Here is a 9,752-nt window from a genome sequence, read left to right as displayed (position 1 = left end):
GTCTGCCCTGCAGTGGCCGTTTTCAGCTCCACGATGATCGTGGCTGTGCCACCACCCCCACCGCCGCCAGGCACACCGCTGAGCGGATAGGCCACAGGCTTGCCCGTGGCGTCAAAGGCCAGGATGGCATTGGCGCGGTCGGCAGCGCCTGGCAGCACCATGGACAGGCCTTCAGGATCGGTGATCGGTGCGCGAAGCGTGCGGCCGATGCGTGATGCCAGCTGCTGGATGAGGATGACGACCCGGTCAAAAGCAGCGTTGATGACGCCCGGGAAGAACCCGCCCTGATTGGTGAGCGCCAGCGGCTGCAGGTTGGGGACGTTGCTGGTGATCGTCAGCTTGGCATTCAGCGCCAGGGGGATGAAGGTTTGCACCTCGCCCCCGGGAGACACTTCTTGGTCAGGATTCAGGGTGACGCTATAGTCATCCCCGAATGTGAGAATTTGTTCCACCCCTTCGGGCGATGTGAAGTACACCTCCACGTAAGTGGCGGCGATGACTTTGAACGCGAAGGGGAAGAGTGTCGCTACGCCGTTCCCGTCATAGGGCCCAGCCTTGCGGTCCTCGGAGGAAATTGTCATGCGGAGGCACCCAGAAATTGCCGCAAGGCTATTCGTGGGGGCTGCCGATACGTGCACCCTTGAAAGAGAGAGACATGAAAACAGCCACTCTTGCCTTGGCTATGTGCCTTTGCGCCTCTGCGCAGGCTCAGACAACTACCTGCCAGCCGCGCGACAACCGCGTAGGAATCTTTGCCAATGTGAGTGCGTCGGGGATCGCTTCCCGGGCCACTCCTGTGACGGCGTGCAGCGTGGTCAGTGCGTTGGAGTCCGTGGACTCCAACACTGTGTTTCTTGCCGAGACGAGCACCGGCGATGCTGAGATGCGAATCTTCTACGTCAACGAGCCGCAGTATCCCAACGCATCCTTTGCCTACACGGCCAAGCCATTCCCGGAGCGCATAGTCGATAACTGGCAGGCGTCAATGTCGAAGGCGGATGCATCAATCATGACTTCGCTTCTTCGATCCCCTGCACGTCCAACGGATGCGGCAGCCGTTCTCACCTCGGACCCCATGGCGTATAGCGTCATTTTTGCCGGCACTTTCTGGTCGGTCAGCGTCTACCAATACCGCTTTGCGGTGTGCGCCTCCGGATACCCGAAGGAGGGCCAAGCGCCCACCAGCGTTTCAATAACGAACCTGGGACCAAGCAAGAATGGTCAGTGCTACGCAAAGTCGGAGAGCTTTTTTGAGAAGTAGCCAGCCGATTAATTATTCAAGGGAACCTATGCGCAAAATTTTTGCCATCCTCGCTGCGTTAGCTTTGGCCGGGTGCGCCAACGCGGTGAAACATTCCGGCGTGAATCTCACGCCATACGACCAGAACACCGACTACGGCATAGAGGCGAGAGCTGATGGCTTTGCAATTTCTATCTACTACGCACGCTACCAGTTCATCCCTGAAAGCAACGCCGTTGCGATAGCGTGCAAACAGGCTCTGACCTCAATTGCGCACGAGCAAGCAGAAAAGCAGGGGCGAAAGATTGAACCCATCGATGAGCAGACCATCCGCCTATCGATGGGACGCAACGGCTTGAGCGGCATCACGTCTTGCAGCGCCTATGCACCTGCCAAGTGGAAATAGCTGCTTGCAGCCTACCGTTTCTCCTGGAACCCGAAGACCACGGCCGCAGGGTTTTCGGTCTTCCCCTCGGCCAGTGCTTCGGCACCTGAAATCGACCGGTTGACCTGGGCGCTTGGGAGGCCGAAGAGATCGCCAACGACGTTGATCGCTGCCTTGCGAAACGCGGTGTCGAATTCGCCCTGGTGCACCTGCTTGGCCAGCGTGCCGGTGTCTGAAACCAGCCGCAGGCCGGCGGGGCCGGTGTAGTCCCGGCCCATGTCATTGGCGCCGCTCACCGTCTTGGCCGCCTCTCCGAACTCGCGAACCACCACCATGAGGCCCATCAGGTAGTCGATCTGGTTGGCCAGCAGCTTTTTGGCGATCTTCTCCCAGTCGTCATCCCCTGAGTCCCCGGGGGTGATCGCGTTCTTCAGGAAGTACCCCAGCACGGCGGGCACCACGTACAGCATGGCGTAGTCCACCGCCAGCTTGCCCTTCTTGGCTGCGGTGTCGGCCGTCATGGTTTGCGCCACCCCGAGGTTCAGGGCCGTGTTCATGAAGGAGTAGTAGACCGTGAACAGGCGCTGCGCGGGACCGCCGCGCTCCATGGCCGACAGATCCTTGGTCTGCCCGCCCCCCTGGGCATCGATCACCGCCTGATCGGCCAGCGCCACCGCGCGGTTTTCATCGTTGCCCTCGGCCGTGGCCTTCTCGTAGGCACCCCACCAGGTCGGCAGGTCCACCACCTGCTGGCAGCGCATCATCAGGAAGTAGGCATAGCGCCCCACGTACTCGTTGAAAGCGCTCTGGTCCTGCACTTGGTTGCGCAGCTCGTTCAGCTCGCGGAAGCGGGTGCGGGCCCGGTTCTCCATGAAGGCGGATCGCCCGTTGATGTCGCGCGCCAAGTCCCTGGGGTGGGCGATGTACCGCGCCACCCCACGGCCGATCCAACCCACACCCACCCGGGTGATGGACTGGGTCAGGCCCAGGGGCTGGATCAGCGCGCTGACCACGTTGAAGCCCAGGCCGGCCGCGCTGACGCCCTGGCGCAGCCGGGACAGCGCCTGGTCCACTGCCGCGTCGCTGCCCTTCTCACCCTCGGCCACGTCCTGCACCCAGCTCTTGAACTGCTGCTTGACCTCGGGGCCATAGTGCTCACGGATCACGGTGTCGATGGTGTTGGAACGCAGCAGCCGGTTCGCGTCGATCAGCCACTCATGCCAGGCCAAATCGTGGATCACGTCGTTGACCCCGCCGTACATCCCCGACAGCGTGTAGAGCAGCGGTCGCCCGGACACCTCCTCCACCCGGGACTTGGTGAAGCTGCGCCGCGTAGTGGCCGTTGTGTAGGCGCCTTGCATCTGGCGCTTGGCGCCCTCGGCGTCAGCATGCTGCTCCGCGCGCTGGCTGGCGGCCGGGTCGTACTTGATGGGGTAGTACCCGCCGCGCAACGTCAGCGTCTGCCCGTCCTGCGTGGTGATGGCCAGCGGCGAGGGCTCCACCCATGCGGGCTCCTTGCCATACACGCGCAACTCCTTGGCGGCGATTTGCGGGCGGTAGCTCTCGAAATGGTCCCAGACCGCCTGCACGGTTTGCCATTCCTGCGCCGTGAGCGACTGCAGCACCGGGCCGATCTGCGCGCGGGTCCAGCCCTCGCCCCCCAGCAGGCGCTGGATGTTCCCCTCGTTGCCCATGTTCAGGGCGATTGCGATCCGAGACTCGCGGTTCAGGCTGCGCCGGATGGATGGGAAATACTGCCCCTTGCCGCCCATTTTCCCCAGGGCAAACACCGGGGCCATGATTTCCGCCAGGCGGGCCGTGGCCTCTGCACGCATGGTGGTCTCCATGTCGCCCCGCTCGTTCGCGCTGCGCAGGAAGTATTCCCATACCGGGCCGCCGTCCTTGCCCCCGTCCATCACCCGCGCCCAGGTCGCCACCTTGATGTGGGCAGCCCAGAAGCGCTTGAGCCCTTGCACCGCCCGCCCCGCGTTGGTGGTGGGCGTGCGCGTGTCAGCCTGCCGCCCCTGGGCATGCTCGGCAATGCCTGCCGCAATCTCGTCGCGCGCCGCCTGGTAGCTGCGCTGGTCGGCCGCCGTGAGCAGTTTGTTCTTGAGGCGGCCCAGGTGCTCAATCTGCCGGATGGTGTCCACCAGCCCACGGAACTCCTCGACAGTGAGGTTCTTGTAGGACGTGCGGTAGGCCTCATTCTCCAGCTGCGCGGGAATGTCGGGCTCCAGGCCGGCCTCGCGCTGGGTGGCCAGCCATTGGGCCAGCGCCGTGCGCTTGTCCACGGCCTTCAGGCTTTGGCCCTTGCGCAGGTCGAAGCGCTCCAGCAGGTTGGCGATCTGCTCGGCATAGTCGGCATCGAGCGACTTGATGTCGCCGTCGAACTTCTTCAGGTAGCGAAGGCCCCGGTCGATCTCGTCCAGCGCGTTGTGCGCGGCCCGCGTGGCATGGTGCTGGATCAGCTGGTTTCGTTTCTCGGCCGCCGCCTGGGCCAGGTCGCCCGCCTTGGCCGCCCGCTCTGCCGCCTTGGCGGCGCGCACCTCGGCGCCAGCGTATTGCCCAGTGCGCACAGCGCGGACTTGCAGGCGGGCGATCATGTCGGCGGCGAAGGTCTTGGCCGCATCCGAAAGCACGCGGCTCTCGCCCGTGGCCTTGGCCAGCGCGTTCGCCTCGGTCGCCAGCAACCGTGCGCGCACGTCGTTGTGGATGGCCTGGTCGGCCGCCCGCTCGATGGCCTCGGGCGTGGCAAGGTCGCCGTGGCGCTCCAGCATCAGCAAGTCGGTCAGGTTCTCGATGGCTTCGCTGGGCGGGACGGCCTCGGCCAGTGCGCGCACCATTTCATCGCCCGAGGTGAACGCAGCCTGACCTTCAGCGGTCAGGATCAGCTCGGCGGCCACATCAGGGTGCAGGCCATCCGGTGCGGTCATCTTTCGCTCCTTCAGCAGGGCGACGACCTCGGCGGGCACACCCAGGCCGCTCAGGGCGGCCAGGTCCAGCCGCGCAGCCGATAGGGCGGCGGGGTTTGCGAAGCCGGGTGCCTCGGGCTCAAACTGCGCGCTGTAGTCGAAGGCGGCGGAATACTGCGGGCTACCACCGATCTCTGAGGCGATCTTGTCTTCCAGGTCGTGCAGGTCGTGCTTTCCATGCTCGTCGCGAGGCAGGTAGCCATACTCCGTTAGCGCCTCGGCCATGCTGTCGGCGGTCATCCCGCCGGTCTTGCGGAAAACCGGCTTACCGAACACGCCCGACTGCGCCTTGAAGTCATCCGGGTGCACGCCCAAGTGATTGGCTGCAGACTCTCGCGACAAACCACCCAGCTTGGCAATGGCCACCAGCAGCGAGTCCATGGAGGGGTCGATCCGGTTGGGGTCCGACTTTGGGCGGTAATCAGGGTCAAGTGGCGCGGGGTTCTGTTGCTCCCATTTTTGCAGCGCCGCACGGGTCGCCGCATCGATAGCTGCAGTCTCGCGCTTGAGAACCTTGGCCTGCGCCTTGGCGGCGCTATCCGCCTTCCTGTACTTGATCTGGCCTTCATCCGACTTCTGCCAGACCATGGCCTGGGCCTGCTCGATGGCGCCGTTTTCGGCAGTCTTCCGCTCGGCATTCCATTCAGCCAGGGCCTCGCGGTAGGTCGCGCGCGCAGCGTCGGCAGGCAGCATGTCGTCGCGCGAGATCCGCCCGGACAGTAGTTGCCACGCCTGATACACCGGCTGGCGCATGACCTCGCGGCGGGCGTCGATCTGAGCCTCGGCGCGCAAGTCCTTGGCCTCCCGCTGCAGGCGCTTGAGCATCCGCCCGCGCGCGTTGTGCAGCCACTGCATATCGCGCAGCCCGCGCGCCTGCAGCTCCTCGGTGGCGGTGTTGGTGGCGTCTACACCCAGCGCCTGATAGGCGGCGAACGCCTCGGGCGTCATACCGGCCTGATCGGGAGTGGCGAACAACGGCATCATGCTGCGCCCCTGCTCGGCCAGCGCGATCTCTTCGCTGGTGGCCAGCATGCGGTCGAACACGCTGCGCACCTCGGGCGTCAACTCCACGTTGAGCGCCTTGAAATTCTTGTACACAGCCACCAGCCACGCGCGAAAGCGCTGGAACAGGCCCTGCAGTTCGATGCTGGGCGCTTTGCCCTCGAACAGGTACGCCTCGAAGCCTCGTGCGAATTTTTCATGGTGCGCGCGGCGCTCCTCGAAATCGAGGTTGTGCCACTCAGCCAGGCTCTGGATGCCGAACCAGTCCAGCACGTTGCGCGCGTCGGCAAGAATCTGCGACTCGTCTGGCCCGTTGGTCTCGCCCCCAAAGGCGTCGGCCTCATGCTGCAGGCGCGAAGCCATGTCCATCTGCACCTCCAGGAAGAAGTGCCCCGTCTCGTGCAGGAACGTGGACAGGTCCGCAGCCTTGAGCAGCGCAATGGTGTTGGTGCCGGGGTTGAAGCTGCCACGCGCTGCCTGGTTGAGCGTTTCGCCCGCTGGCCCTACAATCCCATCCATGCCCCCATACGTTTCGGACGTTAGCTTGGCGACAGCCCGCTTCACGGCGGTCTGGGCATCAACCGATGGGGGATACTTCCACAGCGTGGCTCCACGCACGTTCTGGCGCTTGCTGGAAACCAGCCCGGTGTAAACCACCGTCCCATCCTCATACTGCTTGGCGAACACGACGCCTCGCACCTTCTCCGGACCTACTTCAGCCGGAACTAAAACGTTCGTGTCGATGGCGTCATAGCCCGTGACGATCTCAGGGATGCGAGCCACGTCTGCGCCCGTTACGGCAACCTGCCCGCGTGGCGCTTCGGTAGCTTCGTTGCCGTGGTTTTTGCGAATGTGATCGACCCGGCTTCGGTCCACCGAGTGCGAGTAGCCCGCCAGATCAGGCGCGTCCTGCGCCAGCTTGCCCTGCAGGTCCGTCCAGAACACGGCGTTGATGTCACCCTTCGGCGCGCCCCACAGCTTTGCAGCGTCCTGCCCAGTGGTGGAGTGTGCCCAGCCCTTTGGCGGCTGGGTGGCCAGGGCCTGGTCGAATTGCTGACCATCCACCACGGATTCGGCCACCACCCGAAGCGGGTAGCGCTCGAAAAGCGCCTCGGGAGTCATGCCCAGCTTGGCAGACTGCACTGCGTAGAAACTGCCCACCATCGCCGCATAGGCGTCGTTCGCCTGGGGCGTGAAGCGGCCCGCCGTGTCCAGCTGGGTTTTCACGTTGGCGCGCACGGCGTCGGCTGACTGCTTGAAAGCGCTGTCGCCCTCCTGCTGCTGCAATGCCTGCTCTACCTGGGCTTTCAATTCGTCGGCCCGGGTGTCCATGAACTGCTGGGCCTCAGCCCGGCTGAACCCCTCGGGATCGGTCTTGATGTGATCGACCAAGCTCTGGGCGTACTCGCTGCCCGCAATGCGGCTGGCATATTCCTGCACCGGGATTGCAATCTGCCCACCAACCTGCAGCGCTTGGGGCAGCTGTGCGGCCACCGCCGGGGACACAGCCGCAAGTTGCTCGGCCATGCCAGATTGCATGAGCGTCTGAGCGTCGATGAAAACCTGTGTGGCCGGGCCGCCCTCTGCCGCGCTGGCAACGAATTGCTCGAAGGTTTCAGGATCGCGGGCCAGCACCTTGTCGGCCTGGGCCAGGTCGTTGAGTTGCTGGAGTAGCTGGGTCTGCTGCTCGGCCGCCTGGGCGCGGCGGGCCTTCTCTTCGTCGCCCGTGATCACGCTGTCGATGCCGCGCATCACCGCCACATTGCCCCCCACCCCGACCAAGGTGGCGATCAGCGTTTGCACGGCAGCACCTGGGCGCGCCTCGATGTAAGAGCTGAAGGGCTTTTCAGGATTGAGCACCGCCCACTCGTTCAGATCCTGCAACACGGTGGCGGCTTGCTCACCCGGAACTTCTCGCAGCGCCTGGTGGCCCAGCGTCTTGAGAAAAGACGACCCTGCGCGTACGTCACCCAGCAGGCGCGATACAGGAATTTTCTCGGTGGCGTACTCGATGGCGGCCTGCGATGCGCCGAAAGTGAGCGAAGGCACAACCCCCACCCCTTTGTCGCGCGCCTCGCCGTAGGCCTGCCCGCCCACTGGTGCTGTCATGGCGGCCATCGCTGCAGGTTGGCCACCGGGGAGGAACGCCAGTGGCAAGGCCGCCATGTTGCTGGCAAGTGATGCAAAGCCGGAGAAAACACCCGACTCCACCAGCCCCTCCGCCCGGGGCATGGACGCCTTTGCCTGCGCTTCGATGCTCTGGCGGTAGCGTGCCAGCCCTTCCGCCGTGGCGCGCAGTGGGTTACCAGGCAGGACACGCCCCACCAGCGGATCGGCCAGCGGTGCGGCCATGTCAAAAGGAGCCTGGGCTAGGCCCACCACCCCGGCGCTGGCGCGTTGCAGCCCGGACAGGCCAGCGCTCCCAGCGCGGCCCACGTCGCTGGCGAACCCACCACGCGCCGCCCCGTGGGCGCTGACCGCATATTTCGCGGCCCCTCCCAAAGCGGTGAGCACGCCCTCAATCCCGCTGAAGCTGTCCACGTTGTCGTGCGCAATCTTCGCTTGGTCCACGTCGGCAAGGATGGCCGCCGTGGCCGGAGACATCGCGGCCAGCCGGTCGAAATCCATGGAGCCCATGCGGTCCTGGCGTTTCATCTCCTGGGGAAGATTGAAGGCCGTATCCACTGGGACACCTGTGCGCTTGGCCACGCGCCGCGCTTCGGCGTAGGCCTCGGGGTTTGTGTCAACCGCTGCTGCAAACCCGATGCGGGCGGCCTGGGCGGGCTCGGGCTGCAGAGACTGGGTGATGAGGTCGTCGTATTCGTTCATTTGCGTGCGATCTGGCGTTTCCAGTAGATGTCCATTACCTGGGCGTCTGTGGGTTTCTCCACCCCCTGGCGCTTGTAGGCCGCCTCAATGGCGGTTCGCTCCTGGCTGGGGATGTCCCCGACTTTCATCGTCAGCATTGGTCCCGAGGAGTTGGAGAAGAACCCTCGGAACGTGGCATTGCGGGCGAAGAGCCCATCAACGTGCTGCGCCACCTCGGCGTCGGTGAACTTCTTGCCGGCCTCGCGCTGGGCCGTCATGAAGTAGTCGTTGAGCCACTTCAAATCGGACTCTTCCGTATCCCGGGCCAGCTTGCCGCGCAGCTCGGTGTCAGCCGCTGCGCTCTCCTGTACTCGCCATCTCCCCCATCAAGGAAGCGAACATCGGCCAGCGTGCGGACGAACAGCCCTGCTTCCCCGTCCCACTCGGCTGCCAGCTCGATGTCCTCATTCGACATACCTTTGAGATCGCCATCGCTGCGGTTCGCAGCCGCCCACAGGATCAGGCAAACGAGATTCCACCCTGCGGCCTGGCCAAGCCGGCGCAGCAGCTTTTTCGTCTTGGGGTGGTTTGGGAGCCCCGTGGAGAGGCGCGCATCATTCGGCATCTGGTCAGGCCCCGCCTTTCTGCACCAGCGCCTCGCGAGCCTCTTGGTCTGCATACACCGCATACTGGGCATCTAGATCAGCAGACACCACCTCGGCCTCGGCTTGCGCCTTCGTGAGCGCGGCTATCAGCTGCGGGATGGAGTCTTGCTCCAGCACGATGAAGCGGGGCACAGGGTCGTCGCGCTCCTGCGATGCCATGACTACAGCCCCCATTCCGCCGGGGTAGATGGCGAGCTTCTGGTCTTCGGTGTCGATGAGCACGGCGCCGTCATCGCGCAGGTCCTGCCAGCTGGGCGGGGCCTCCTCGTCGGCGTAAATGGAACTGTCGGTTTGTTGGGCGATATCGGGCATTTGCCACCTCAAAACATGATCGGCACCACATAGAAACCAACGGCAGGCAGGTGGTGGAACTGCTTTTCGGTTTGGGGAGCTACCCCGCCCCTATCCGTGGCTCAAAACTTGGACTACTCGGCCACTCCCGCCTGTTTGAGCAGCGCCTGGATCTGCGGAGCCAGCTTGGCCAGAGCTGCGAGCGCCTCGCGTTGCTTCGCTTGCGGATCGGTGCAGAACTTCTGCACCAGGTAGAAAACGGGCTGGATGTCACCCGTGCTGGCGACGTAGCTCTCTAGATCCAGCAGAGTGAATCGACGGGGGTCGTCGGGGTTGTTGGCCAGCTTGCGCGACAAATCGGAAGGGCTCACATCCATGTCGGCCGCGAT

The 9,752-nt window shown here is 64.4% G+C and carries 6 protein-coding genes and 2 pseudogenes; 2 read left to right on the top strand and 6 right to left on the bottom strand.

Features of this window, described 5'->3' with window-relative positions:
- Positions 1-581: pseudogene (locus ISS20_RS21035) on the bottom strand (hypothetical protein); the annotation flags it as partial.
- A 74-nt stretch (positions 582-655) separates the two neighbouring features.
- On the opposite strand from ISS20_RS21035, the gene ISS20_RS21030 reads away from it, so the two are divergent.
- Together ISS20_RS21030 and ISS20_RS21025 are read left to right on the top strand one after the other, a co-directional pair.
- The gene (locus tag ISS20_RS21030; RefSeq protein ID WP_291439241.1) at positions 656-1,261 is read left to right on the top strand and encodes a hypothetical protein; all 606 of its coding nucleotides are present in this window, start codon (positions 656-658) and stop codon (positions 1,259-1,261) included.
- A 28-nt stretch (positions 1,262-1,289) separates the two neighbouring features.
- Positions 1,290-1,646 carry a hypothetical protein gene (locus ISS20_RS21025; RefSeq protein ID WP_291439239.1) on the top strand — a complete coding sequence of 119 codons (357 nt, stop codon included), beginning with the start codon at positions 1,290-1,292 and terminating at the stop codon, positions 1,644-1,646.
- An 11-nt stretch (positions 1,647-1,657) separates the two neighbouring features.
- Here the strand turns inward: ISS20_RS21025 and ISS20_RS21020 are convergent, their stop codons facing one another.
- The 5 genes and pseudogenes from ISS20_RS21020 to ISS20_RS21000 form a co-directional block, all read right to left on the bottom strand.
- A complete protein-coding gene (locus ISS20_RS21020) occupies positions 1,658-8,428 on the bottom strand; it encodes a hypothetical protein (protein WP_291439237.1) in 6,771 nt (2,256 codons plus the stop codon).
- Positions 8,425-8,709 (bottom strand): hypothetical protein, encoded by a 285-nt coding sequence (locus ISS20_RS21015; RefSeq protein WP_291439236.1) that lies wholly within the window; start codon positions 8,707-8,709, stop codon positions 8,425-8,427. Before ISS20_RS21015 ends, ISS20_RS21020 begins: the two co-directional genes overlap by 4 nt.
- Positions 8,706-9,032 (bottom strand): hypothetical protein, encoded by a 327-nt coding sequence (locus ISS20_RS21010; RefSeq protein ID WP_291439234.1) that lies wholly within the window; start codon positions 9,030-9,032, stop codon positions 8,706-8,708. Before ISS20_RS21010 ends, ISS20_RS21015 begins: the two co-directional genes overlap by 4 nt.
- A 4-nt stretch (positions 9,033-9,036) precedes the next feature.
- Entirely contained in the window at positions 9,037-9,384 is a 348-nt protein-coding gene (locus ISS20_RS21005; protein ID WP_291439232.1) for a hypothetical protein, read from the bottom strand.
- A gap of 113 nt (positions 9,385-9,497) precedes the next feature.
- Positions 9,498-9,752 (bottom strand): annotated as a pseudogene (locus ISS20_RS21000) (hypothetical protein); the annotation flags it as partial.

The sequence above is a fragment of the Acidovorax sp. genome (genome assembly GCF_016783915.1).
Lineage (GTDB): Bacteria > Pseudomonadota > Gammaproteobacteria > Burkholderiales > Burkholderiaceae_C > Acidovorax.
This window is presented reverse-complemented; position numbering and strand designations above follow the sequence as displayed.

Bases quoted from the DNA above. Each gene is read 5' to 3' on its own strand.
- ISS20_RS21030 (WP_291439241.1), top strand. From the start codon at position 656: ATGAAAACAGCCACTCTTGCCTTGGCTATGTGCCTTTGCGCCTCTGCG.
- ISS20_RS21025 (WP_291439239.1), top strand. From the start codon at position 1,290: ATGCGCAAAATTTTTGCCATCCTCGCTGCGTTAGCTTTGGCCGGGTGC.
- ISS20_RS21020 (WP_291439237.1), bottom strand. From the start codon at position 8,428: ATGAACGAATACGACGACCTCATCACCCAGTCTCTGCAGCCCGAGCCC.
- ISS20_RS21010 (WP_291439234.1), bottom strand. From the start codon at position 9,032: ATGCCGAATGATGCGCGCCTCTCCACGGGGCTCCCAAACCACCCCAAG.
- ISS20_RS21005 (WP_291439232.1), bottom strand. From the start codon at position 9,384: ATGCCCGATATCGCCCAACAAACCGACAGTTCCATTTACGCCGACGAG.